Raw genomic sequence first — 26,057 nt, 5'->3', positions numbered from 1 at the left:
AAATAATCAAACCTAAAAGTCCCCCACTTTCGCAGGGGACTTTTTAGGTTACAGACTAGTTAGTCTTCTCGCTTCGCTATTAGCGGCTGAAGGTAACAGCTGAAGAGGTGGCAATCATCTTACCGCCATTGCTCAAAGCAACGTAGGCACCGTTTGACCACTGTTCGGTGGTTGAAGCGGTTGTTGATGAAATACCCTGGATGCTGGTTCGCCATAGATCTGACCAGACGAATGCAGCGTCACCCAATTTAGCATCAGAGGCAGCAAGAGCAGTAGCACCAGTTGGGACGGTACCTAGCAATGAGGTATCGCCGAGCATCTGGATACTAAGTGATCCGCTTCCACTTGAAGTTGAACAGTCGCTTCCGCCAACTGCGGCACACTGGACATCACCTTTAAGGGTGAAGGTCTTGGTGGTACCGGCAGGAATGACGTAAGGAACAACGTTCGTTCCGGTGTACGCTGATGGGGCGGTCTGATTGTTGACGAAGAAGAACGGAGCTTCTCCAGTCCAGGAATCAGTGCCAGCATCGTTGGTGCCGATAAAGCTTGAACCGGCTGACAACTGGTATGCAACATTTTCAGTACCGTCGGTAATCATCATGTTAGTGATGGTAGCGACGTTGGTTGAAATGTTGAAGTTGACACGATGCAAAGCAATGTCACCCTTTGAGTCTGCAGTCACCGAGAAGGCGTACAAACTCTTTGAAGCTTCAGTACCAGCAGTTAAGGTACCGCCTGAGACCTTACCACTTGACAATAAGTCGTTGGTGGCAAGAGTCGGGACGGATCGGAACAAGTACTGAGCAGTTGACGAAGCATTGTTAATGGTCTTCGCAGCTGTGGCCAAAGTTGTTCCGGACTGAGCACCCTTAGCGGTGACATCAGCAGCGGAAGCAATCTTCAACCATAGACCCTGACCAGAAGCACCCTTTGAACCGACTTCGTAGTTGGAGTTAGCGGTGTCAACCTTGATGGTCAACTTAACGCTAGTGTCCTTGGCAACAACGATTGGGTTGTTGGTGACATCGATCAAGACAGTTCGGTCAGTACCGTCAGTTGAAGTTGGAGTAACTTCAGCCAACTTGGTGCTGCCGTTGTAGATGTAAACCTTATTGATCTGGTCTAGACCGCCGCTGTTAGCCTGAACTGCAGTGAGGTATAGCTTCTCAATATTTACATCTTCGTACTGGGCAACAGCGCTGAACACAGCGAAGGTCAAACCTTCGGAGTTAGCAGGCAATAGGCCATCTTTTGGAGACGTAGTGTCTCGGGTGATGGTCAAAGCACCGCCTGAGTTCAAGGTCATTGTCTGACCGTCTGAAACGCTGACAGTTAAGGCAGCATCCAAACCGCTGTTGTTACCTTTAGCAGTAATGGTTGAGCTGGTGGTGTCTTCAATACCGACAGTGATTGTGCCGGAAGTGGCGTCAGTGCTGAGATCAGCCTTGACGGTCAAAGTCTTTGAAGTACCCTTCGCAATCACCAACGGAGTGGTGAGGTTGAAGGTTGAAGTAGCATCATCAGCAGCAGTCGTCTTGGTTCCAACCTGTGAGTCTGGATCGTTGGTGACTGACAACTTGGTCGCACCATCGTAGAGACTCCAGTTTGAAGTCTGGGAAGGACTGCAGGTAGCTAGACAATCAACCTGAACCTTAAGAGAAGTAACTTTAATGTCTTCTCCTGAAGATTCAGCACCTAAGACCACGTTGGCAAAGGTGAAGCCTTTAGTACCAGCAACCACACTCTGAGCAACCGGCAATGAAGAAACGGAAACAGCTAACTGGGCTGACTGAACAGTCATGGTAGCTGAGGTCAATTCACTGGTGGTTGGAGTTGGGGTCACAGTCAAACCGGTTGTTTCACCCTTAGCAGTAACCTGACCTGGCTTAATATGGGCAACGATTGTGTCGTTGGTGCCAAAGTCTGAGTCAACGTCACCTTTAATGGTGTAAATGTGTAGACCGGTTGGAACAGTGAAGGTGTCGGTTGAAGTTACTTGCAATAATGCGGTGGAATCCGAGGTGTGAATCTTGTAAGTCGGGTCAGATGGACCAGCGACAATCGCGCCGTTCGCATCATAAACAGTGATGTTGGTCAAATCAACTCCACTGTCAGTTGCCAAACTTCCTGTTGAAGTAGCAATTCTAAAGCCAATCGGCAATGAAGAAATTTCAACTGGTTCACCCTTAGCTTCGAATTCGAACTTACCCAAAACAACCTGATCTGAATCCTCTGGGATATTGGCAGCGCTCAAAGTAGCAGCACCAATTCTTAGAGAACCAGTATCAACAGTGGTCACTGGAGCAGTCCAGAATGGGGTAGCATCTGATGCAGCACCTGCGCCACCGTCAGATACCTTAACTTCTGCACCGTAAAGCTGTCCGCGAGCTACAATGTCTGACTCGTCTTCAATGTCAAAGCGAATAGTTCGGCTTGAACCGTCGGCGATGTCAAGTTGTAGGTCGACTTGAACAGTCTTACCCTTTTCAACCAACACTGGGCTGGCTGACAAGTCAAACATCACTTTGCCGTTTGATGGAGCAGCGACAGTCTTAACGATAGTGTCGTCGATGATAAGATCGAGGTTGCTAACGTCATCGTCTGCAGCAGTACCACCCTGGTCAAAGGTGATTGAAGTGACGTGGAAGTCTTCAACTGAGTTGGCAACCAACTTGAAACCTGAAACTAGGTAGTTAGTTGTACCAATCTTCTGGGTTGAAGCATCCGGGTTGTTGGAGCCGTCAGAAACTGACAAAGCACCAATAGTGATAGTACCGTTCAAAGTCTGGTAATTACCAACGATTGGCAAGCTGCCGATAACGGCGCCACCACCTGACAAAGTAACTGAGTACAAGTCGAGGGTTGGGATTTCACCAGCGTTAGTAGCTAGGCTAGCAGCCATGTTACCGGCCAAGTAGATTGACTTGGTGGTACCAGCGGCTACGGTGATGTCTTCATTGAAGACAGCCATATGCTGTGAATTCAAGGTTTTGGTGTTACCAATTCTGGCGCCAGTGGCAGCATCAATAATAGCAATTGATGAGAACGCACTGTCAGCAGCAATGGTGCCACCGCGTCGGACGACGAGCTGGTCAATGACCATGTCACCGTCAGCTGAAGCGGTCAAATTCACTTTGGTGAATTTGTTGTTGATTGAATTACCAACAATTAAACCGGTAGCTGGGGTGTCAGAAGCCAAAGCAACGTTCAAGCTGGTTCCAGTTGAAGCGCCGCCACCGAGGTTCTTGTCATCATTGATTGTCGCAGCATTGTCCATCTCAGTCTGCTTGTTGTAGTCAGCAGCAGCATTAATGTCGCTACCAACAGTGTAGTTGACGAAGAAGGCATCAGGAACGTCTTCGACCATCGTGGCCCAAGTAGCTCCGTAAAGAGCCTCGGCGATTTCGCCAGTGGTTACCCAGTGAAGGGTGCCATTGGAACCGACTGCATATACTTTTGGATCAGTAGTAATTTTTACTAGCTTGACACCTGGGCGGTACGTAACGTTTCCACCGATTGGGTATGAACTCATTTCGGTTTGTGAAACGGTCTGAACGCCGCTGAAGTCTGAGTACCAGGTTTTGTAGGTCTTCTCATTTGGGAAGACATATCGCTTACCATCAGCACCCAAGTAGTAGACTGCACGGCAAGGATCGTTGACGTCAGCACCAGCAGCACACTGGAGCTTGATCAAGTCACCGCTGACAGCAGCACCAACTGCAATCGGAGTGGCTAGTAAACCAACTGACCAGACAACGGTTGTAATAACAACAGCGTAGGTCAATAGTCTTTTAATCATGTTAAATTATTCCTTTCTTAAGCTCTTAAATATTCTCGGTTAGGCTTAGATGATATTACGCCTAGGCGAACCTAATAACATCATACGGACCCTTATTTAAGGGGCCATCTAACTCCAGAATCCTTAGTCCATTAAAGTTTCGAATAGCTCGAACCGACCTTTACTTTAACAGTCCAAGGGGAGATTAGACCCTAATTGCTCCAAAAATTATTAAGAACTTTATTTAAAACTCGAGCCATTAATGGCCGGGTTTTCTAAATTAATTACCTGCCGGCTCAACTTGCTCAACCACCTCCTCGACGGTAGCGCCGTCGGTTTTTGTTTCATCTTGAACGGTATTATTAGCATCCCCTGTCTCAGGCGTTTCAGCAGCATCGTTAGTTGCACCCTGCACTTCTCCGGTTTCCTGATCTCCTGCTGGGATTTGCGCATCATTAATTAGTTGCTGAGCCGCCAAACCAACATCCTGAACTGACTGTACAGCCTCAGCTAAAATTCCTTCTAATTCTTTCTTATCAACTTCACCTAAGTTACTAGTGGTCTTATCAATATTCTTCGCCAGTTCTTCGGTCTTTTCACTAATCGTTAATGCCATCTTAACATTCAAACTGCGATCCGCTTCTGGGGCTTCTTGGTTAATTTTTGATAAATGAGTATTTACTTCAGCAACATTATTTTTGAATTCCTTGACCACCTCTTCAATCTTTTTCTTCTTGGCTTCCGGGGACACATCTGACTGAGCAACAATCTTATCAAATTCCACTGCGCGCTTCTGAGCAAATTCCATCTTAAGCTCCACTTTCTTTTCTTCGTCAGTCACCAATGCCACGTGCGTTTGCTCTAAAGCTAATTTTACTTTATAGAGACTATCTCCCGGCAGACTGTAAAAAGCGGCATTGATTGTCAGGCTGCTGCCAACAAAAGAAACTAACAACAACATCATTACCAGCGCCGGCTCAAACATTCGCTGACGAAACGTCTGGTTAAAAATTGACCAATATCCCGTCATACCAACTGAAACTTTTTCTGAAGCGGCATCAGTTGCAATTTGCTGCAACAAAAAATCCCGCGTCGAACTCACCCATTCGGCTCGGGGAACAACTTGTTGTTTTAAATTTTTAATTTCGTTAATAACGTTATTTTCCATCTTCGTTGAGGAGTTCTCTGGCGACTTTTAGCGCCCGGTGCAATAGCACTCTAACTGAACCCTTTGATTTTTCTAAAACTTTTGCAATTTCAGTAATTGATAATTCTTCGATGAAACGTAAAATGATTACTTCACGATATTCATCTTTAAGCTGCCGCAAAATGCTTTCAATATTTTTCATGTCAAACGCCGTATCAATCTGCGTCAGGAGGCTTTGCTGTCGTTCATCTTTTATTGTTTCCAGCACTTCCAAATCCTGCGTTAAGTCCCGTTTGGCATTGCGGCGATAAAAATCAATAACCAAATTTCTGGCAGTGCGGTACAATAGTGCGCGCAGATTTTGGATTTCTTCTTCCGTTTCGGTTACATATTGCCAGATCTTCAGAAAAACTTCCGAGGTCAAATCTTCAGCATCCTGTTTGGTTGCGACCTTAAAATAAATAAACCTATATATAGGTGTAACGTACAAATCATACACTTCAGAAAAAGCCTGCGGGTCCTTCTTTTTTATCCGTATTAATAGGGCTTTTTCCTTGAAATTTGAGGATTTCATTAATTAAGACGTAGGAGCTTAAAAAACGTTACAGTTAGGTAACCGCAACAGACTATACTATAACGATTTTCTTTAAAAAAGTCAAAATTAGCCCTTTTTAAGCTAATTTTTAAAAAATTAAAGAATAATAAAAGAGTACTAAGTGTTACTAAATAAGACGTTTAAAAAAGAAATATGTTGCAGTAAAAAACCATAAATTGTAGAATATATTTAAAGCTACTTCATTGAAAATATCTAAAATTGTCCAGACTAGTCTGGACAAAAATTATATTTTATGACAAATGTAATCCGAGTAACCGTTTCTGAAGCGTCCCGTCTTTTTGGCGTTGATCAAAAGACCATCAGACGCGCAATCCAGCACCAAGATTTAAAATACATTGTTGTTCAGGGACGATATAAAATTAACTTCAACAGTCTATTAGAATGGTCACAGGGAAGAACTACAACAAAAAATAAACTAGCTAATAAAGGAATAGGTCAGTATGTGGATAAGTGGAAAATCAAAAATAAGCTCTACTCCCCTCACCCTGATCTTATCGATAAAAAAGAACCCAGGGTTATCAAGCCTGAATAAGTTCGTAAATTGACCGCTCAGCCACTTTCTGCCAAAATCAACAGTGGAGGTAAACGTCCTTTTTATTTTGGCTTTAATTTTGGTCTAACCTCACAAGGAGAAAAAATGTGGGTAAACCAGGTTACGGTGGCGTTTGGATCGTGCGCGATCCGATTTTTGGCGACAACGGCAAGGCCCGCGTTGTTGACCACTTAACCGCCGACCCAAGGGTCCAGGCGGTGTTTCGTTGGCAGGGCGGCGATAATGCCGGCCACAGTGTTGTTTTTGGTAACACCGAAATTGATCTTCATGCTATTCCGGCAGGTGTTATTCGCTGTCTGGAACGGCCCGTAATGAGCGTTATGGGCCGCGGCATGGTGATTAATCCGCAACGCGTACTTGCAGAAATTGAGCGCTTACGCGCCAAAGGCATTCCAGTTAGCCCGGACAATCTCCTGATCTCTGAAGGCGCACAACTCACTTTGTCGTTTCATATGGCATTGGAAGCTGCGCGCGAAGCTGGAGCCGGGAAAAAAGGCACCACCAAAAAGGCGATTAGCCAGACCTACGGATTTGCCCGGATGTATCAAGGCGTTCGCCTCGGCCATCTGCGCAACATGGACCAATTCGTCAGGCAAGTCACTCCGGCGCTTGACTATACCAACGCGATTCTGACCGGTTGCTTTGGACAAGAACCAATCAGCATCGATCAAGTCGTAGCAGAAGTGGAAGCATGCCGCGAACAGATTCTGGCGTATGCCGGAAACGAAATCCCCTACCTGAACAGTATTCTCAATCAAGAGGGCGTCATCCTCGGCGAAGGTGCGCAGGCTGGTATGCTGGACCACGACTTAGGGATCTATCCCTACGGCACGGCTTCCAACACTTGGCCGGGATCAATTCAATCCGGAGTCGGTGTTGACCCAAGCTGGATTACCGAAGATTACGTCGTCATCAAGGCATACATCACTCGTGTTGGACCACACGGACTCACGGCGCCAATGCCCGAAAGGCTTGCAACGCTGATTCGCGAACGCGGCCACGAATACGGTGTCACTACCAAGCGGCCGCGCGACATTGGCTGGTGTGACAACATGATCGGCGAATTCTGCGCTACGGTTGGCCGCGGCACAAAACTGGTCATCAATAAGGTAGATGTCTTGACCAACATCCACCCGCTGATGGTTTGCACCGAATATCGAGCCGGCGGCCAAGTGGTTGATTTTTTCCCGACAGTCGTGGAAGACCTGGACCACATCACCCCGGTACTTACCGAATTTGCCGGCTGGACTCAAGATATCACCGGCGTCACCACTTGGGCAGACTTGCCCGAAAACGCTCAACGATATCTGGAGGCAATCAGTCGGCCGTACCAGATACCGCTAACCATGGTTGGCACCGGACCCGAACGAAGCCAAATTATCACCCTCTAAGGAGGGCTAATCCAAAATCAAAACGCAGCCTGTTTCAAACCGAAACTGACTGCGTTATTTTTATATAATAATTTTAACTACTGCACTGCCGCTGATAAGACTACATCAACTGTGGCTGTAACGCCACTTCTTAGATATTCAATGCTGACTTCATCACCAACTTGATATTGCTGAATCAATTCCGTCAAATTACTGTTCTCGTCAACCAACTGACCATCAATACTCAAAATAATATCGCCTTCCTTAAATCCGGCTGAAAATGCCGGCGTATTGCGGTTCGGCGATTGGTAAATCAAAGCTCCGCGACTCAAATCTTTGCCATTGGCAACATTCAACCCAACCACCTTGCTTAAATCAACATACATCACGCCCAAGAGCGGCCGGTTAACGGTATTACTGCGCAGCACATCGAGAATAATTGATTTAAACTGGTTGATTGGCACTGCCAAAGCCTGGCCATCGTCTCGTATTTCATAAACAATGCCAATTACTTCTCCGCCCAAATTTACCACCGGGCTACCTAAATAATTGCTATCAAGCCCCTTGGAAATCAACAGCGAGTAATCATAGCGCTCGGACGAAAAGACATACTCTTGAGGAGTGCTTAACTGACGATAATCGTTGTCTTTAACGTTAACCACCGTCACTTCGCCCAAAACATTAGTCACAACCCCCAGCTGACCAAGAGTGGACTCTCGCGAATCTCCGAGAGTAACAATGCCCAAGTTGTCAGCGGAAATTTTAATAAATGCGACACCGGTGGTTTCGTCCTGCACCATTTGTTTCACCTCAAACAACTGATGGTTGAATATGACTACTAAATTCTTTAAATCAAAGTCCGCCAAGGCTTTTTGATGGGTTGCAAGCCAACCATCACTGGTCAATGCCACGCCATTAGCCACCAAGTCAGCGGCCGTATACACTTGATTTAGGGCTGCCTGTCCAGAAACCGCTTTCTTTTTATAAATTCCGACTAATGCGGAATTAACTTTTGTAATTGATTTATTGACTTCAAAATCCTGCTCAATACCCAAGAATCGTTCCACGCGACGCAGTTGCGGAATCTCGGGTACATCAGTCGTATTGTCATAAATACCTTGCGTGATATAATCCTGCCGCCACGGATCAATATAAACATCCGCCACAATCTGGCCGACTACCCCTGAACCAAAGCCAAAAATCATGGATAAAATAACCACCTGAGAAATCTGACTATTCTTTTTGTCTAAAATCTTTTTAATCATGTTAAAACCACTTAGCAGTAGCTAAGATTATTATTAATGAAAATACCGCAATAAGCAAATAGCGTCTAATCACTTTCTTTTCCTTAATCCCTAAAAGCCAATTACGCGCCAAACCATCCATAAGATAGTACCCCAAGGAAACGATTAACGCATTGACGTTGATACTAGTGGGCATGAAGCCGACAACCAAAAATACTTCCATTGCCACTAAAGAAATCACAAAAACAAATTGCCAACTGCGAACAAATGTTGTTTCACTGACCCAAAGCAGCTGACTAGTAAGCAACAAACAGCCGCCGCCAAAAATTAAAGCAGCTGACCACAACGGTAGTCCCAAAAAAACAATCAGACTAAACAAACCGCTGCTTAAGAAAAATAATGCCAACAACCCTAAATGCGTCGATATGTTGTCTAGTGAATGAGGCTGATACCGGGGTCTGATTTGAAAACGAAACAATATCACTTCAAGGTAGATACCAATCAGTAACGCCAGAATTAAGATAACCGCCTGTTTCAGTAAGTTACCTTGCAAAAAACTCAAAAACAAAATACCACTTCCCAAAAACAGCACTGGCGTCGTTACTAACTCAACGAAGCGCTTATTGAATATCTGCCGGTCCATTAGCTGCCAGACGCCCAAAATCACCAACGCTAAAGCCATGCCGATCAACCAATGCAGTTGCTTTGGCGTCGCTAAAATCTGCTCCAAGATAAGCAAAATTAAAAAAGCAGAAAGCCAGGGAATTAAACGGTTAATGATAATCATGGTTGAATAGTTTTAGATGCCGCCGCCGGATATCGCTTTTGAATCTCTTCCAATAGCTGAGGCAGCTGCTTCATATTTTCCTGAATTTTTGCCATATCAAAATAAATATCAATTTCTGCATAACCATTCTCAAGTGCGAGATTTTTGACGCTAACAGGCGGCTTGGCGGTAATCAAGTTACTGGCGCCGCCAAAAGCTGAAGTCAAAGTCTTTAATTTAGATTCAATCAATTCTTTCAAATATAGCTCTGCCACAAACGACGGCAGTCGCAGATTGCCAACCTTAAACTTAGTAACTTTAAAAAATTTTGTCAAAGACAATCCGGAACCAATGTCTGGTTTAACTCGCAACGTTATTTCGGTTTTTACCGGCCGCAGCATTGTCGCGTAAAATTCAATTTCTCCACTTTCAACAACCACCTGAATATTTTGGTCAAACGACGGATCATTTGATTTAAGCTGAAGCTGCTGCAAAAAATAAGAAAGATACTCTTCAGAGATTTTAACTGACAGTACGCTTGATTCCTTATCAAAGTTAACCCCATTTTTTGTCCGGTCTATCTCTCCCAAAACAACGTCGGACACCACCCGTGACGGTGAGGGTGTTTGATATAAAATGTTGCTTAAAACAGGCACTCGTACAATCCCAGCGATACATAAAACTACCAAAACTCCAACGAAAAAAATCATAACCACAACACCTAAACGCTTCCAAATATTCTTTTTATTCCGCTTGCCTTTTTTTATCTGGCGCGGCTGTTTTGTTTTTTTGGCTTTTAAAGATTTAGCTACTACCGGACGGTCATCATCCGCCGCTTCATCCAAGCCCAAAAATTTATCTTCAAATCCTTTTTCTTTTTTATCCATAAAACTAATCTATCACAATAAGGTAATCAGCGGCATTGGCGTAACCGTTTTCACTGCCACCTAAACCTTCAGGGCAGCCGTTATTATTGAAATCCGCCTGCGAAGTTTCAATATTCTGAACATGGACTGTTGGGTGGGTAATGCCATTGCAAATATTATTTGCAACGTAGTAGTAATAATAATCACTGCCAGTAGTCCCCCCTTTGTCAGACGGGTCAGACGGCAAATTTGGAAGATATTTTGACAGGTCGGTGTTAACAGCATCATTACGCCCTAAATAACCGTTTTCAAGCGGGTACTGGCCCTGGTTTTCCTGAGCATATAGCCGGATTGCTTTGGCATACTGCTGAATATCATAAATTCGCTTAGTGTCTCGGGTTTTAGTCCGAGCATTTTTAACGGCAATCGTCGCGACAGTGGCAATAAAAACAATAATCAAAATAACAACCATTAATTCAATTAAAGTTAAACCTCGCTGCTTATTCATAAATGTATGATTTAATAATTAGCGATCCACGGATATTGTGTTTTTAAAGCCTCTAATTTTGCCTTGGCACCGGCAATCTTTTCCTGATCATTGCCGCTTTGCCCCTGCTCAATAAGTTCAAACGCAATAACTAAGTCTAAGTGAAGATCTAAAAAATCACTTGGAGTTGTAAATGCTAACAACCGGTCTTTGATGCCGGCACTCTCCCCTGTCTGCCAATACTGCTTGAGCGTCTGTTGAACATTTGCCTGATAGTCATCGGGCTTGGCGGAAGTTTCATCGGCTGAATTAGCATCAACAATTACCGGCGCTGAATTATCTAATAACGGGATTTGATCATTTTTACCAAAAAATTTGCTACCAAACGCCAGTGCTGCTAATAAAAATACCCCTCCGATAGCTACTAAAACAACTCTTTTATTCATTATAGAAATTGAACAATTGAAAGTAAGATAAACATTAAAATACCGATGATTGCCAAAGTAACCAGGGTGGTGACCGCCGTCATCAGACTTTCAGCAAAGCGCTTTTGAACCGCCAGGTACGCTGGGTAGCCAAAAACGATAATGGCCGACGCCGCCGCACTGAAAACAAACATAATCAAAACCAAAATAACATCGCCAACTCCGCCCTTTCCTGCCGGTCGAGCAAGGCTAATGACCTGAATAAACAGTGCGACAAGCAAAATATAAGTGGCTTGAGCGATACCGCCCAAAAATCCGAATTTTAATACCTCGGATTCATCGATTTTTTGTTTTCGTCGTATCATATATTTTTTATTTTATTAATTATCTTTTTTAAAAAAACATGTTACCTTTATCCATTGCCAATTCCACCCATGCCTCTTGAGCCTCGTCGAATTTAAAAGCCTTGAACTTGTGCACCTGTTCGGTATCAGAATACTTATATTCCACCGTGACGTCGCCGCCAATACGCTTGCTGCCGATTGTCCGCTTATCGATGATTAACGGCTGTGTCGTCCACTCAAGCTTCATCTGTCCCACGGGGGTACGAAATTCCAAAATTTCTATTGTACCGGGTCCAGCATCCTCGTCCAAATCCTGAGTCACGTGGTTGATTAATTCAAAATTGTCTTTAACGTGTCCAATAATTTCTTGCCAACGCTCAGATGTCATAGTCGTTTTTATCTTAATAATAGGTGCTTAGGGTTTCCGAACTGCCGGTACGATTAACGTACACTTGTTCTTCGATGAGCCCCTGCTCAAAAAGTTTCTTGATTGATGAACGCATCGTCACCATGCCTTCGCTACGGCCGGTCTGCATTGCCGACGGAATGTGAGCGATTTTATCTTCCCGAATCAGGTTGGCAATCGCCGGCGTATTAATCAAAATCTCCCGGGCGACAACGACCCCGCCGCCGCGCTTGGGCATCATCTGTTGGCAGATGACCGCGCGCAATGTTGAGGCAAGCTGCATTAAAATCTGCTGCTGGCGATGGGCCGGAAAAGTATCAACAATGCGTTCAATGGTTTCCGCCGCATTATTGGTGTGCAAAGTTGATAATACCAAGTGGCCGGTTTCCGCCGCGGTGAGCGTCGCAGAGATAGTTTCCGGGTCGCGCATTTCACCTACCATGATCACGTTTGGATCCTGACGCAATGCTCGCTTCAATGCTTCCTGGAAAGAATGCGTATCGCGCCCCAGCTCGCGCTGTTCAATAATACTTTGTTCTTCGTGGAAAATAAATTCAATCGGGTCTTCAATGGTGATAATATGGGCTTTGCGCTCTTTATTAATCAGGTTGATTAAAACCGCCAAAGTAGTTGATTTACCAGAACCAGACGGACCGGTAACTAAAATGAGCCCCTGGTTTAGGTGACTGAAGCGATAAATCGTTTCATCAAAATAAATGTCTTTGGGACTTGGGATGTTTTCCGGAATCACGCGGGCGGCCAAACCGATTTGCCCTTCTTGTTGGTGAACGTTTACGCGGAAGTGTCCGCCGGCGATATCTAAAGCAAAATCAAGTTCTTTGTGTTTTTTATAAAACTCAATCTCACTTTCTTTCATCAAAGAAAAAGTGGCAATTTCCAATTCTGCCGGATCAAGGTTTTCTTTATCTAAAACATCAAGAATGCCGTCTATCCGCAGGGTTGGCTTATTTCCGGCCACCAGATGAAGATCGGACGCTTTGCGCCGCAACGCCTCATTAAAGTATTTCTTTATGTCCATAAATGAGTTAAACGAAACACCTAACTTAAAATTAACTGTGTCGTCTCATTTATTATAACACAAAATCCTGTTTATTTAAAAGGAACTTATGCGCGCGCTTTAACAAGTTTTGGCCATTTTGGAAAAACAACCGTTTTAACGCCGTGTCATAATCAAACCACCCGTGATCAATATGCTCATCAGAAATTTTTACTTCGTCGGTTTCGGCTTGGGCCATAAAAAAAATTGCTTTCTTATATATTCGTTCTTTAACCCCCGATCTGATTTCCGTATCAAAATCGTAATCATACTCGTCACGAAAATCTGGAATGATGTTAATGGCAGTTATACCAGTTTCTTCTTCAAGCTCGCGCCTGGCCGAAGTAACTTCATCCTCTCCGGCTTCTTGACGCCCTTTAGGAAAATTCCAATAATCACCTCCATGATGTAGCAGCAAATAGCGAACCGATTTTCCTTGGCGGCGAAAAATAATAAATCCAATTGTTTTTTCTCGAACCATACTTTAAGAATCTAAATATTTTTTATCTTTCAAACTCTCCGGTAAATAGTCCTGCGATTCCTGCCAATCATAATCGGGTGAATACTTATAGCCTTTGCCATACGCTAAGTCTTTCATTAACTTTGTCGGCGCGTTGCGCAAATGAAGCGGCACCGGCTGGTCCATTGTTTCCTTGACGTCTTGTTTTACTTTGCCATACGCCTGGTATACCTCCACTGATTTTTTGGCCCGCGCTAGGTATACCACACACTGCGCCAAAATCACGTCGCACTCCGGCATACCAATAAAATGACAGCCCTGATAGCAAGCCACCGCCTGTTCCAAGGCGTGCGGATCAGCCAGGCCGATATCCTCAACCGCCATGCGCACCAAGCGCCTGGCGACATACAGCGGGTCTTCGCCCGACTCCAGCATCCGACTCAGCCAATATAACGCCGCGTCCGCGTCGCCGCCGCGAACTGATTTATGAAGTGCTGAAATAATATTGTAATGCTGTTCACCGTCTTTATCATATAAAAAACTGGACTTCTGCAAAGACTCTCTGATTACCTCTCGACTTAACACCACCTTACCGTTTTCCGGCTTGGTTGAAGTCACGGCAAATTCTAAAGCGTTTAATGCCACCCGGGCGTCACCGCTGGCGAGGTTCGCCAAATAACGAATAATGGTTTCATCCGCTTTAATTTTTAATTCACCAAAACCTTCTTTAATCCCCCGTTCAATAATTATTTCCAAATCATGCTCGGTTAATTGTTTCAAAACGAAAACACGACAACGCGAAAGTAAAGCTGAAACAACTTCAAAACTTGGATTTTCAGTAGTAGCACCGATTAAGGTGATAAGGCCCTGCTCAACGTATGGCAAAAGTCCATCCTGCTGGGCTTTATTCCAACGGTGAATCTCATCAATAAATAAAATGGTTCGTTTGCCATTAAACTTACGCCGGTCGGAGGCGACTTTAACAATTTCCCGAAATTCTTTAACACCGGAACTCACCGCTGACAATTGCATGAATTCTGACTTGGTCAGCTTAGCGATAATGCGCGCCAGGGTACTTTTACCAGTCCCTGGCGGTCCCCAAAAAATCATGGAAGGAATTTCGTCAGACTCAATGGCTGATCGTAATAATTTGCCTTCACCAACGACATCTTTTTGACCAATAAAATCACTCAACGTTTGCGGCCTAAGCCGATCAGCCAAAGGAGCTTTTTGGCTGAGATCTTTAGCTAATTTGTGATCAAATAAGTCCATTTTGAATTAAGTAATTTTTGAGCTTTTTAAGTTGATTTTATAATCTGGTACAACTAAGCCTTTAAACGCTTTTTTCTCGCTAAAAATAGGCTTTTTTTGCAAAATAAAGGCTACTTTATTCTACCTCTTAAATCCTATTTAGGTCAAAAGCGCTAAATATTGACAAAATATATAAAATATGCTATACTAAATAAGTTCCTTAAAGTCAAATTGGGTGTACAATCAACGCCGTTTTCAACGGCTCAACGCGAAGGAGAATTGCAATGTTCCAACGGATTGGTCACGGGATTGACGTGGCGCTGGCTGCTTTTTGGGGATGGTATTCCAAACTCTTCTGGGTTCCCCAGATTTGTTTGGCGCTACTCGCCACCTCCATCATCACCGCCGGTGTCACGATTTCCACCGACAACCCCACTGCTCAGCTGATCTGCCAGATCAATCTGCTCGGTGGATTCCTCCTCCCCATCGCCTACCTGACCGTCGGGTTTTTGCGAAAAATCGCAGCCTGGGTCGGGTGGCAGATGGATCACCCAAAACACGAGTGGGGTATGCCGCTTTGCATGCTTGGATTCTTTGGTCTTCTCTGGGAGATGACCGACGAAGCCACGATGCGACAAGTGGTGTACTGGTACGGAACCTGCTTTTCTCTGATCCTGACCGGTTGGGTCATCAACCGGATCAGCTTCAGAAAAAGCAACGTCATCGTGGTACGTAACTACGAAATCCGATAAACCCACCACCCCACTACCACCACGGCCGCCCGATTCCACTTGGATGACGGCGGCCGAATTCTTTTTTAAAAAAATTTGATTTTATTTGATAAACTTACTAGACTAAAATATACCTACGGGCTGTAGCGCAGTTGGCTAGCGCGCAGCGTTCGGGACGCTGAGGTCGCGGGTTCAAGTCCCGCCAGCCCGACCAAAAACGCCTCTGATATTTCAGGGGCGTTTTTATTTATCAATCTTGGATTTCCTTAATGGTGTATAACGGCAACAAAGCACATTTACGTCTGGTCGGCGACAATTCCAAATCCAGGTGATCAATCAACACTTGCGACTCAATTTTTTGCGCTGCCGCCAAAGTCTTACCCTTAATCATTTCCGTCAAAACGGAGGCAGCCACTTGTGAGATCACACAACCCTGACCTTGCCATTTTACCGTTTTGATTTTTTGATCCTGGTCAAGCACAACAAAAATTTCTAATGCGTCACCACAAAAGGGATTTGCGCCTTTAAATTTTTTAGTTGGCTTTGCCACCGTGCCGTAATTGAGCGGTCGGCGATACAACTCCATTATTTTTTGGCGATATGGGTAGACCATTGTAAAATAATTTCTTTAAGCGCTTTGATAAACAAATCAATATCTTTTTTATCGTTATAAATTTGCAAACTAATTCTGACAGTCGCGTTAACCCCCAACGCCTGATGAAGCGGCATCGCGCAATGATGTCCGGCCCGAACAGCAATACCATGGCGATCCAACAGAGTTGCTAAATCGTGCGGATGAATATCTTTCACGGTAAAACTAATCAAACTAATCCGATCCTTCGGGCCATAGATTGTCACTGCCTTAATTTTAGATAATTCTTGCCAGGCATGGTTAATAAGCTCCTGATTATATTTGGCGACAACTTCAATGTTAATTTTCTGCAAATATTCAATAGCTTTACCAAAACTAAAAACCTGGGCCAGGGCCTGGGTACCGGCCTCAAGCATTGTCGGAATTTTTTCAAAGGTTGTTTTGGTTTTGGTTACTTCCCGCACCATATCTCCGCCGGTTTGGTATGGCACAAATTCACTGTGTCGATCTGGTTTGATATACAGCACGCCGACACCAGTTGGCCCAAACATCTTATGGGCCGAAAAAACCAAAAAGTCCGGATTAATTTTTTTAACGTCAATTTTGAAGTGACCTGCCGCCTGCGCCGAATCAACTAAAACTTTAATCCCCTGTTGACTGGCTAACTTAACAATTTTTTCAACCGGGTTAACGGTTCCTAAAACATTTGAAGCATGGGTTAATGCCAACAACTTTACCCCTTTAAACAATGAAGCTAGATCACTAATTGCCAATTCGCCTGTTGCGGTGATCGGCCAAAATCTTAATTCCAATCCGTGCTCCTGAGCCAACATTTGCCAGGGCACTATATTGGCATGGTGTTCCATTTCCGTAAGTAAAATCACATCTCCTTTTTGTAAATTGTGTCTGGCCCACGCCCAAGCGACTAAGTTAATCCCTTCTGTGGCACCTTTGGTAAAAACAACTGTATTTGGCGCCTCTGCATTAATAAACCTCGCCACGCGAGACCTTGTCATTTCGTATAGTCCCGTCGCCGCTTCGCTCAGCCGATAGGCGCCGCGGTTAATATTGGCATGATAATTTTTGTACCACTCGCTTTCAGCTTCAATCACCACTAACGGTTTTTGGCTGGTTGAAGCCGAATCTAAATAAACCAAATTTTTATGTTTAGCAAAAATGGTAAAATCCTTTTTAATATTTTTTATAGACATACTACTCATACTGTTGGCCAAAATTCTTTAAACTGTTTAATGATAATTTTGTTATCAACTTTGGCAATCAACGAATTAAAAAAACCATTAATAATCAACTGCTGGGCTTGGCGCTCATCCAGTCCGCGGCTTTCCAGATAAAACAACACCGACGGATCAAAGCTAGCTAACGTTGCACCATGCGAAGCTTTGACTTCATTATTTAAAATTTCTAAATTCGGCTTAGCATCAATGCTTGCTGTCGGCGAAACCAACAACACATCCTGCTGCAGATAAGAATTAGTGTTACTCCCCTTTTTACCAATACTGATCATTCCTTCAATCAACGCCTTGGCCGCATCACGACCAAGCCCTCTAAATTTGATATCACCAACCGTGTCGCGGCCCTGATGATTATTAATTAAACTAACGCTTGTTCGCGACTGATTTTTAAAATCAAAAGCACAAATAATATTACCAATACTGCCGGATGAATGCTGATTGATCGCCAAAGTCAAATGATAATTTTCGTCCTGAAATTTACCTAAGGCATAGCAATTCAAACTGGCGTCTTCGCCCGGATAAAACTGATAAAACGCCTGATACGAATCAACCCCCGGACTAGTGATAACATAATCAACGTTGCTGTCAAAACCAGTCAAAATATTAAGTCGCAACGCTCGGCTTTTTTTAGTTACAAGGCCGTGATCGTCAATAATGGTAATATTCTTATTACTGACCGCTAAAAAAATTTCCTTATTAAAATCTAAATTTAAACTAGCTAAATAAACAACTGCTCCCGGTTTGGCCTTAATTTCAAAAATTTGATCGGCACCTGGCATAAGACCGGTTTGTTTTTTAATTAATTGCTGAACTGATGGCTTTCTCATACTATCCGACGCTTCCCTCCATCTCCATTTCAATGAGACGATTTAATTCAACCGCATATTCAAGTGGCAACTCTTTAGCAAAAATTTCCAAAAAGCCGGCCACAACCATGCGCTCAGCTTCCTGGCGCGTCAAACCGCGAGACATTAAATAAAACAATTGACCTTCGTTTATTTTAGATACGGTTGCTTCGTGTTCAATGCTTACTTTTTTATTTCTAATCTTCATCGTCGGATAAGTGTCGGATCTAGATTTTTCATCTAAAATCAAGGCGTCACAATTCACTTTGACTTTACAATGATCAGCATTTTTATCAACGTAAACTAAGCCACGATACGCCGCCCGTCCACCGTCTTTAGAAATTGATTTAGATACGATCTTAGACGAAGTATCCGATGCAAAATGAAAGACTTTCCCCCCGGCATCCTGTTGCTGACCCTTGCCGGCAAACGCAATTGATAAAATATCCGCCTTCGCTCGTCGTCCCCGAAGGTACACGGCCGGATATTTCATCGTCATTTTTGAACCAAGATTACCGTCCACCCATTCTACCAGCGCATTCTCATACGCCACAGCGCGCTTCGTAACCAGGTTATACACATTAGTCGACCAATTTTGGATAGTAGTATAGCGAACGCGCGCATTTGGCAGCGCCACCATTTCCACCACGGCCGCATGCAAAGAATCTTTAGAATACATTGGCGCGGTACAGCCCTCAATGTAGTGAACACTGGCGCCCTCGTCAACAATAATTAATGTCCGTTCAAACTGCCCCATTGACGGCGCATTAATCCGAAAATAAGCCTGTAATGGCAAATCAACTTCAACACCCTTGGGCACATAAATAAACGACCCGCCCGACCACGTGGCAGTGTTTAACGCCGCAAATTTATTGTCATCGGCCGGCACGACCGTGCCAAAATGTTTTTTGACCAAATCGGGATACAGATTAGCAGCTTCAGACATATCACAAAATACCACGCCCAAATCGGCCCACTGTTTTTTTAAGTTATGATAAATAATTTCCGATTCGTATTGAGCGCCGACACCGGCCAAAAATTTTCGTTCCGCTTGCGGCACGCCGAGCCGGTCAAAAGTCGTCTTGATATACTTAGGAACTTCTTTCCAGGTGTTTGATTGTTTTTCCGACGGTCTGATATAGTAGGTAATCTCGTCAAAATTTATCTGTGACAAATCAAGCCCCCAAGTCGGCATCGGCTTTTGCAAAAAAATCTCTAGCGCCCGCAATCGCAAATCCAATAACCAAGGCGGCTCGGAATGCTGGCGTGAGATTTCTCTCACCACTTCCGGCGTCAAACCCTTGGGTGTCTTAAAAATATATTGCTGGCGATCCCGAAAAGTATATTTAGTTTGATTAATATTAACCGTCTTAGATGGCATATTTATGACTTAAGCCAGTCATACCCTTTTTTTTCCAGAACCTTGACCAAATTTACTGGTCCCTGTTTGACAATTTTACCGCCTAACATCACCCACACTTCGTCAGGCTTAAGATAATTAAGTAAACGCTGATAATGAGTAATGACTAAAAAACCCTTTGTTGCCGAGCGCAAGCCATTGATACTTTTAGCAATCAGCTTCAAAGCATCAATGTCCAGGCCGGAATCAGTTTCGTCTAAAATGGCAATCTTGGGATTCAAGAGTAACAGCTGCAAAATTTCTGATTTCTTTTTTTCGCCGCCGCTAAACCCCTCGTTGACTGAGCGATTCAAATAGGTTTCAGACAACTGCAAAATTTTTAGCGATTGGTACAGCCTGTTTTCAAATTCCACGCGATGTTTTTTTTCTCCATGAATTGCCGCAAAAGAAGTTGATAAAAATTCATACATATTAATGCCTGAAAGCTCATAGGGGTACTGAAATGACATAAATAGCCCCAACTTGGCACGCTCGTCAGGCTTAAGTTTTAATATGTTTTTACCCTGCCACAACACTTGCCCACCCAACACTTGATAATCACCATTACCCATTAACACCTGCGCCAATGTAGATTTGCCAGAACCATTAGGGCCCATTAATGCAACAACTTTGCCCGGTTTAATAACCAAATCAAGCTGATGCAAAATTTCTTTCCCATCAACCCCGGCACGTAACCTTTTTATTACTAAATTTTTTTTCACAACAGTTGCCATCTGATATACAAAAATTAATAATTCCAACTAAGTACTAATACCACACATTTACAATAGTGTCAAAGATAATAAAAAGCAGTTTTACTTTTCTAAACTGCGCGCGCCCCTAAAATATTCATCACCATTAATACTGTAAAACCATCTTTGGCTTCTTGGCTTTTTCTGAACGGTGGAAAATAATTTGTTCAATATTATACGTTCCAAATTTTGGCGCCTCAACAAAACCCTGCATAGCCGCTTCGGCAAACCAGCCGCTGTCAACCCAATCAAACACCCACTGATTAGCATGTTTCGGATCATCTTGGCTGACGGCCGCGCCAATAGTCCGAAGCCATTTGCGATTAAAATCTTCCTGGGAACCAATCGGCGGCGCAATAATAATCGGAACGCCCAAACCGACATAGAAACTCAGCTCCGACGGCTTAGTCCAAAGAATATCAGTCGTTCGCAACGCTTTGTTAAACTTTCGAAAATAGCCATCTTTAGTATTGTCATAAATAATCTCAACGCCCTGGCCAATCTCATGTTTTAAACCACACTTTGTTGCTGCCGCCTTAAAAAAGTTACTGACATTGTTATGTATTCCGGCAACCAACACCAGCCTGATTTTTTTGGTTATAACCTCATTTCGTAAACTGGTAATAATTTGGGCGCCGATTTCTCGCTGCGCTCCCGCGCCGCCAACCGCAAACATCAACGTTAAGCGATGGCCGCTTTTAGCCGGCAATTTTTTGATACCTAAATATTTTTTAACAACTTCATGATATAAATTGTAATAATTTTTCTTTGGATCTAAATTAACCAATCGCTTTGTCAAATCTGCCTTTAAGACATCTAATTTATCGTTACCGATATTCTCCAGCGGCAGCGGAAATCCTGTTAAAAAAATCTGTTCTGAGCGTACTCCATACAACTTCAAGCGCTCTACCACGCGATAATTCGGAGCAAAATAATTGATGCGGCTTGACGCCGGATGTTTGGGCGCCCAGGCGCGATTAATGTCAGTATCAGTCGTCAAACAATAAATATCACCGGGATAATTAAAAGCTTCCGCCATAAACGCCGGAACAAAAAAAGTTGTTACAAGCGGCAGCGGTTTTTTAGCCAGCTGATCAATAAGATGCTTGCCCCAATTTTCATTTTCAATCAGGTCATAAATTTTTTTGACCTGAAAACTCATTTTAGAAAGATCACGTTTGGGATAAAAATTAGGAATTTTTTGCAGGCTGTCATACACTTGCCAGGCTTTACTGCCTAGCACCGGCACCTGTTTAAACCGGGAAATAAATTCATAAAACTTGCGGCTCTCCTGCCAGATTCGCCGATCTTTGGTCGGAATGCCCGGATAGGTATTGCAAGTCACAATTCTACCGTTTTGCGCCAAGTGTCGCAATGGCGCGGCGGCGCGCTGGTGTCCATACCCCATATCAACCGAAATAATCCAAGCCTTATGATTGTGTAATTTTCTTGATGTCATAATTTTATTCTACCAAAAAACTTATGATAGTAGAATGCCAACGCCGCAACTATTAATGGTACCAAATGTAAATTGACGCGAGTGGCCGCGCTCAAATCATATGCCTTATCAGTAAAAATAATAATGCCGTTATAGATCAAAAATAATGTTGTAATGACCGCAAACAAAAACCGTAATGCTTGATCGCGATAAACATCTTTTATTTTCAATAACATTAAAACGAAAAATAGTACAAACAGCAGATTAAAATGACTGCGCAAAAAAATTGAGGACATTACTTCAGTAACAAATTGACCATTATAAACTAGCTTAAAACTGCTAGAATCGCCACTCAAAATATCAAGCCGGTTTATTATCCTAAAGGCCAGCCAGGGAAAAATCGTTAATGCCGCAAAAAACCAATGCAGCAAGAAATCCTTAGTTTTAACCTTTTTGGAAAACCACAAACCCATAGAAATAAGCAGGAGCACCGGCAACAAAATAGTCAAACCCTCATTTTTAGTCCAGATTGCAAAAGCCGCCATAATGCCCGACAAGTAGAAAAACGACAACCCATTGTTGGACAAAAAATAAAATAATGACAGCAGGCTGACAAATAAAAATATTGAATAATATAAGTCGGCGTAAGCGACCTGAGAGTGGAAATATAACAGCGGTACGCCGCTGAGCGCATAAGTTGCCACCAATCGAACCAAGCGAGGCACGACGCTACCCAGCGCTACATAAAATATTGCCAATAATAAGCAGTAATAAATGACGCTAACCGAATTAATAACCCCTTCGTCAAAATTCCCAGCCGCCTTTGCCAACCAAACTTTTAACAGCGCGTCATTTAACGGATAACTTTTAATACCACCGCCTAAATAAAAAGGGTTAGCCGGATCAAGCGGGATAACCGATTCGGTATAAATGACTTTAGCTCGCAAATTCCAGTTATTCCAGGCATCAAAATCATAGGTTGGAATCAAAGCAGTCTGCCAGACGCTTGCGCCAACTCTTAATAACAGTGTTAAAACCAATAACAACAAAACTGTTTTCTCAATTCCAGAAAAAGATCTAATGATATTAATTTGATTAAGCACGAAAGGCTTTAATGCACCCAAATGTGGCAACGGAATTTTTTTCTCAAATAAAAATATCATGAAACCAAAGCCGACAATTTGAGAAGTTGCCGACAATAGCAGCACCGGCCAATTAAGCGTTTGGCCGCCAAACACCAGGGCGGCGAAAATATCCAAAGTAAATCCAGCCAGACCAAGCAGCCAACCGACAAAAAACTTAAAGCCGAAACTAAAACTCTTGGTTCGGTCAATCAGATAAATCAACAAATATCCACGAGGCCAAACCAACAATAATGCCATGATTATTTTAAACCACATTAAAATCATTCCTCTTGAAAGATAAATGAATAAGTATTATAACGATCAGTCACCTGCCCCGCGCCGGTAATCGCAACGCCATTTAGGTATAACAATCGCGACGATTCATCGTAAACAATATCTTTCCTATTATACACCAAATACGTTTTTGCCTCTGTTCCTTCGTCGTTAATCACCAACGGGTATGTAAGGTACTGCAGCAGGCGCGGAAAATGAGCACTACCAGATTTATAGAAATTAATCATAGCCCCCGGCTGCATATGCGCGGTAGTCCAATCGGCAAATTGGTAAAAATCACCATAGGTTCGAAGGCGCTTTTCGGCTACCACCGGCGCTACATAACTGCGGTAATCAGCCAAATGATAGCTAAAAAATTCATAAGTCATACGAGCATCTGTAATAATCCAGATAACCAAAATTAGCACCATTGCTAAGCGTCGCCAACGTTTACTAAATACCATCAACAAAATTAAAACAATAATAATCGGCATTACATAAGCAGCGGCTGGGTGACCAAAAATTCTTGGCGCGGCAAAAACATTAACAGTAAACGGCGAATATTCAAAAACTCTGAGATAATCTTTAACCGCAACCGCAAACAATTCCGCGGGGCCAGACTTCTCTAAAATTATCTGCGAAATAATAATTTCAGCCGGCTGCTCGCTGAAAAAATTAATTCCCAGATCACTAATGGAATTTTTGAAAAATGGCAACCGCAATGACAGATCAACGGTTGTCGGTTGAGATGCCGGCTGGATATACCGACGCAGCTCATAGGTGTTAAATCCGGTCGTGGAAACGTCAGGAATCACCGTCAACCGTACCGGCTGATTGACGGCGATAGTCAGTTTCATCCGATCATACTGCTGATAATTAAACTGACCGGTATATACTAAATAGGCGTCACCGTCGCTATGAAGCAGCAAACCGCCATCTCGCAGATATAGCGACTCATCAGTATTATTAAAAATTTGCCAAGCTGAGGCTGAATCTGAATTAGTTAACTCTCGCTGATCGAAAATAATTTTTTGTGTTGCCGCAAAAGCAGCCGGCGCGAAAAAAAATAAAGCTAAGCCGCTAATGACAACTAACCTAAAAAATTTTGATTTTATTTTTTGATGCATGTATTTACCAACTGCCGCCGCCTCCCCCGCCAAAGCCGCCGCCGCTGAACCCACCGCTAAACCCTGAAGCGCCGCTTGACGCTGAACGCGGATGGCTCGCAACAACCTTGCCGGATACATCAGCAAAACCGTCAAGTGAATCGGCCAGAATCATGGCATTAAGGTGGCGAGACGCCGGCGCGGAATACCACGAAGGTTGTTGATTATAAATACCGGCAAACTGCGCCGCCCAAGCGGTTTCAACACCAAGCACCATGGCGTACGGCAGCAACCGTTCAAATATTTCCGGTTTTTTCTCCGGCGCATTATGAAACGCTAATCGGTCTTTTTCCGCGACCTTTAGATAATTTTTCAGACCAAGGACATGCTCTTTCAACAAAACTCCCGCTTTAGTTTTCTGGGGCATAATAAAACCAAAACAAATAATCATCACACCGGAAATCGCCACGCTCATTATCCATAACGGATTTAGCAGCCCACCCAAAAAAAAGATTGAAAAAACAACTAGCCCACCCAAAAAAATATAAATACCTTTGATAGTCTGAGGATTTCCGGCAAAGTACCCTTTACTAATCATTGATTGATACACCGCTTTACTGATGTCTTTATAGTCTTTATAAAACTTTTCTTGTAATGCATTTAGACGGACTCCGGCAATCTTTTTGCCATTAACTTCATGCGTTTTTACAAAATCATCATTGAATAATTTAGTCATTAGCAGACGTTGAAAATCATTCGGCAAGTCATCACCCGTTTTTATTTTTTCAATCACATAGTTATCTGCTTTGCTAAAGCGATCAAAAAAATTCAAGTCGTCCAAATAGTGGATTTTCAGATACCCCTTGGTTGCCAGGTAAACGATTTCCGAAGAGATATCGCGCTGACGAACATTCTCGTCAATAATCAGTCCGACTTGTGCCGGACTAAGATCTTTGGGCGCATCAAACTGGGTGATAATCGTCCCCTGGCCCTTTGGATCTTTGCCGTATCGCCGCCACAGCAAATACAATGCCGCTAAAACAATAACCGGCAGAAGTAAAATCAAATTATCATAAACGACCACAAGAGCATTTTGCCACCATGCCGGCTCAACCACAACGTCTTTAGGAAAACCGACAACAACCGTCAAGCCATCACCGGCGGCAAAACCGGAGTCGGAAAAACTGGCGCGATTGGCATTAGATGCCAGTTCAGCCGTGCGACAAGGCTGAGTTGAGCCATAGGCGCCGCTAAAACAAGCAAGGCGCAAATCTTTCAAAGCGTCGGCTTGCAAAATTACTATAGCCTTAACTTGATTGATCGGCACTGTCCAATTATTTCCAGTAACATTCCAGTACAATTCGTCATGATCTTGAAAATAATTTATCGCCCGGCTAACCCGATAGCCAACAACATACATGTGTTCGCCACTCACCGTCGCATCAGGGTCGCCAATTTTTATTCGTAAGTAATCCCCCACTCTCGAAGTTGTAAATTGATACAGATTACCAGCGCTGTCTGTCACGCTAATGTTAGAGACTTTAATGCTTTTATTGCCCTGGGCAGTCTGATATTTTACAGGAATATCCCGATAGATACCGTGACGAACCTCCGTTCCAAAATCATAAAAAATTTCTTCCCGAACATCAAAGGTGGCATCTTGATTGATACCAATACCAACCGAAAAATCCTGAATGGTTTCAGCGGCAGCGGGAGTTAACCAGCAAAAAAACAGCAGAAAGATAATAAGAAATTTGATTTTTATCTGCAT

General features: G+C 43.5%; 25 protein-coding genes and 1 tRNA gene. 4 read left to right on the top strand and 22 right to left on the bottom strand.

Features of this window, described 5'->3' with window-relative positions; all coding sequences use genetic code 11:
• Nucleotides 1–79: 79 nt before the first annotated feature.
• The 3 genes from HUU49_00575 to HUU49_00565 form a co-directional block, all read right to left on the bottom strand.
• Nucleotides 80–3,802 (bottom strand): hypothetical protein, encoded by a 3,723-nt coding sequence (locus HUU49_00575; protein ID NUM25099.1) that lies wholly within the window; start codon nt 3,800–3,802, stop codon nt 80–82.
• 259 nt (nt 3,803–4,061) lie between these two features.
• Nucleotides 4,062–4,949, bottom strand: a complete 888-nt coding sequence (locus HUU49_00570; protein ID NUM25098.1) for a hypothetical protein — start codon at nt 4,947–4,949, stop codon at nt 4,062–4,064.
• Nucleotides 4,939–5,502, bottom strand: coding sequence for an RNA polymerase sigma factor (locus HUU49_00565; GenBank protein NUM25097.1), 564 nt, complete (start codon nt 5,500–5,502; stop codon nt 4,939–4,941). Before HUU49_00565 ends, HUU49_00570 begins: the two co-directional genes overlap by 11 nt.
• A gap of 274 nt (nt 5,503–5,776) precedes the next feature.
• Here HUU49_00565 and HUU49_00560 point away from each other — a divergent pair, with 274 nt between their 5' ends.
• Together HUU49_00560 and HUU49_00555 are read left to right on the top strand one after the other, a co-directional pair.
• Nucleotides 5,777–6,076 (top strand): helix-turn-helix domain-containing protein, encoded by a 300-nt coding sequence (locus tag HUU49_00560; GenBank protein NUM25096.1) that lies wholly within the window; start codon nt 5,777–5,779, stop codon nt 6,074–6,076.
• A gap of 107 nt (nt 6,077–6,183) precedes the next feature.
• Nucleotides 6,184–7,488 carry an adenylosuccinate synthetase gene (locus tag HUU49_00555; protein NUM25095.1) on the top strand — a complete coding sequence of 435 codons (1,305 nt, stop codon included), beginning with the start codon at nt 6,184–6,186 and terminating at the stop codon, nt 7,486–7,488.
• 77 nt (nt 7,489–7,565) lie between these two features.
• Here HUU49_00555 and HUU49_00550 read toward each other — a convergent pair whose 3' ends face one another.
• Genes HUU49_00550 through HUU49_00505 form a run of 10 tightly spaced genes read right to left on the bottom strand, consistent with a single transcriptional unit; the run spans nt 7,566 to nt 14,794 of the window.
• The gene (locus HUU49_00550) at nt 7,566–8,732 is read right to left on the bottom strand and encodes a serine protease (protein ID NUM25094.1); all 1,167 of its coding nucleotides are present in this window, start codon (nt 8,730–8,732) and stop codon (nt 7,566–7,568) included.
• Between the two features lies 1 nt (nt 8,733).
• Nucleotides 8,734–9,498: a hypothetical protein gene (locus HUU49_00545; protein NUM25093.1), complete on the bottom strand. Its 765-nt coding sequence runs from the start codon at nt 9,496–9,498 to the stop codon at nt 8,734–8,736.
• Nucleotides 9,495–10,364 carry a hypothetical protein gene (locus HUU49_00540; GenBank protein ID NUM25092.1) on the bottom strand — a complete coding sequence of 290 codons (870 nt, stop codon included), beginning with the start codon at nt 10,362–10,364 and terminating at the stop codon, nt 9,495–9,497. The genes HUU49_00545 and HUU49_00540 overlap by 4 nt, the downstream gene beginning before the upstream one ends.
• Nucleotides 10,365–10,368: 4 nt before the next feature.
• Nucleotides 10,369–10,851 (bottom strand): type II secretion system protein, encoded by a 483-nt coding sequence (locus HUU49_00535; GenBank protein ID NUM25091.1) that lies wholly within the window; start codon nt 10,849–10,851, stop codon nt 10,369–10,371.
• Nucleotides 10,852–10,862: 11 nt separating this feature from the next.
• A complete protein-coding gene (locus HUU49_00530) occupies nt 10,863–11,276 on the bottom strand; it encodes a hypothetical protein (protein ID NUM25090.1) in 414 nt (137 codons plus the stop codon).
• Nucleotides 11,276–11,620 carry a hypothetical protein gene (locus HUU49_00525; protein ID NUM25089.1) on the bottom strand — a complete coding sequence of 115 codons (345 nt, stop codon included), beginning with the start codon at nt 11,618–11,620 and terminating at the stop codon, nt 11,276–11,278. Before HUU49_00525 ends, HUU49_00530 begins: the two co-directional genes overlap by 1 nt.
• A gap of 28 nt (nt 11,621–11,648) precedes the next feature.
• Nucleotides 11,649–11,987, bottom strand: a complete 339-nt coding sequence (locus tag HUU49_00520; protein NUM25088.1) for a hypothetical protein — start codon at nt 11,985–11,987, stop codon at nt 11,649–11,651.
• A 13-nt stretch (nt 11,988–12,000) separates the two neighbouring features.
• Nucleotides 12,001–13,044 carry a PilT/PilU family type 4a pilus ATPase gene (locus tag HUU49_00515; GenBank protein NUM25087.1) on the bottom strand — a complete coding sequence of 348 codons (1,044 nt, stop codon included), beginning with the start codon at nt 13,042–13,044 and terminating at the stop codon, nt 12,001–12,003.
• A 52-nt stretch (nt 13,045–13,096) separates the two neighbouring features.
• On the bottom strand, nt 13,097–13,543 hold the full coding sequence (locus HUU49_00510; GenBank protein NUM25086.1) for an NUDIX domain-containing protein: 447 nt from the start codon (nt 13,541–13,543) through the stop codon (nt 13,097–13,099).
• A gap of 3 nt (nt 13,544–13,546) precedes the next feature.
• A complete protein-coding gene (locus HUU49_00505) occupies nt 13,547–14,794 on the bottom strand; it encodes a replication-associated recombination protein A (GenBank protein NUM25085.1) in 1,248 nt (415 codons plus the stop codon).
• Nucleotides 14,795–15,057: 263 nt separating this feature from the next.
• Here HUU49_00505 and HUU49_00500 point away from each other — a divergent pair, with 263 nt between their 5' ends.
• Nucleotides 15,058–15,525 carry a hypothetical protein gene (locus HUU49_00500; GenBank protein NUM25084.1) on the top strand — a complete coding sequence of 156 codons (468 nt, stop codon included), beginning with the start codon at nt 15,058–15,060 and terminating at the stop codon, nt 15,523–15,525.
• A gap of 116 nt (nt 15,526–15,641) precedes the next feature.
• Nucleotides 15,642–15,718: transfer RNA gene (locus HUU49_00495), tRNA-Pro, on the top strand.
• 36 nt (nt 15,719–15,754) lie between these two features.
• Here the strand turns inward: HUU49_00495 and HUU49_00490 are convergent.
• The 9 genes from HUU49_00490 to HUU49_00450 form a co-directional block, all read right to left on the bottom strand.
• Complete coding sequence (locus tag HUU49_00490; protein NUM25083.1) at nt 15,755–16,117, bottom strand: iron-sulfur cluster assembly scaffold protein; 363 nt, start codon at nt 16,115–16,117, stop codon at nt 15,755–15,757.
• The gene (locus tag HUU49_00485; protein ID NUM25082.1) at nt 16,090–17,307 is read right to left on the bottom strand and encodes a cysteine desulfurase; all 1,218 of its coding nucleotides are present in this window, start codon (nt 17,305–17,307) and stop codon (nt 16,090–16,092) included. The genes HUU49_00490 and HUU49_00485 overlap by 28 nt, the downstream gene beginning before the upstream one ends.
• 5 nt (nt 17,308–17,312) lie before the next feature.
• Nucleotides 17,313–18,176, bottom strand: coding sequence for a SufD family Fe-S cluster assembly protein (locus HUU49_00480; GenBank protein ID NUM25081.1), 864 nt, complete (start codon nt 18,174–18,176; stop codon nt 17,313–17,315).
• 1 nt (nt 18,177) lies between these two features.
• Nucleotides 18,178–19,575, bottom strand: coding sequence for a Fe-S cluster assembly protein SufB (gene sufB / locus HUU49_00475; GenBank protein NUM25080.1), 1,398 nt, complete (start codon nt 19,573–19,575; stop codon nt 18,178–18,180).
• Between the two features lie 2 nt (nt 19,576–19,577).
• Nucleotides 19,578–20,327, bottom strand: coding sequence for a Fe-S cluster assembly ATPase SufC (gene sufC, locus HUU49_00470; GenBank protein ID NUM25079.1), 750 nt, complete (start codon nt 20,325–20,327; stop codon nt 19,578–19,580).
• Nucleotides 20,328–20,451: 124 nt separating this feature from the next.
• Nucleotides 20,452–21,804, bottom strand: coding sequence for a hypothetical protein (locus HUU49_00465; GenBank protein ID NUM25078.1), 1,353 nt, complete (start codon nt 21,802–21,804; stop codon nt 20,452–20,454).
• Nucleotides 21,801–23,183, bottom strand: a complete 1,383-nt coding sequence (locus HUU49_00460; GenBank protein ID NUM25077.1) for a glycosyltransferase family 39 protein — start codon at nt 23,181–23,183, stop codon at nt 21,801–21,803. Before HUU49_00460 ends, HUU49_00465 begins: the two co-directional genes overlap by 4 nt.
• A 5-nt stretch (nt 23,184–23,188) precedes the next feature.
• Nucleotides 23,189–24,409 (bottom strand): hypothetical protein, encoded by a 1,221-nt coding sequence (locus tag HUU49_00455; protein ID NUM25076.1) that lies wholly within the window; start codon nt 24,407–24,409, stop codon nt 23,189–23,191.
• A complete protein-coding gene (locus HUU49_00450) occupies nt 24,312–26,057 on the bottom strand; it encodes a DUF2207 domain-containing protein (protein NUM25075.1) in 1,746 nt (581 codons plus the stop codon). The genes HUU49_00455 and HUU49_00450 overlap by 98 nt, the downstream gene beginning before the upstream one ends.

Source organism: Candidatus Buchananbacteria bacterium (genome assembly GCA_013359225.1).
In the GTDB taxonomy this organism is placed as follows: Bacteria; Patescibacteriota; Patescibacteriia; order Buchananbacterales; family UBA6539; genus JABWCG01.
The sequence above is the reverse complement of the archived record's forward strand: the minus strand, read 5'-3'. Positions and strand labels throughout refer to the sequence as shown.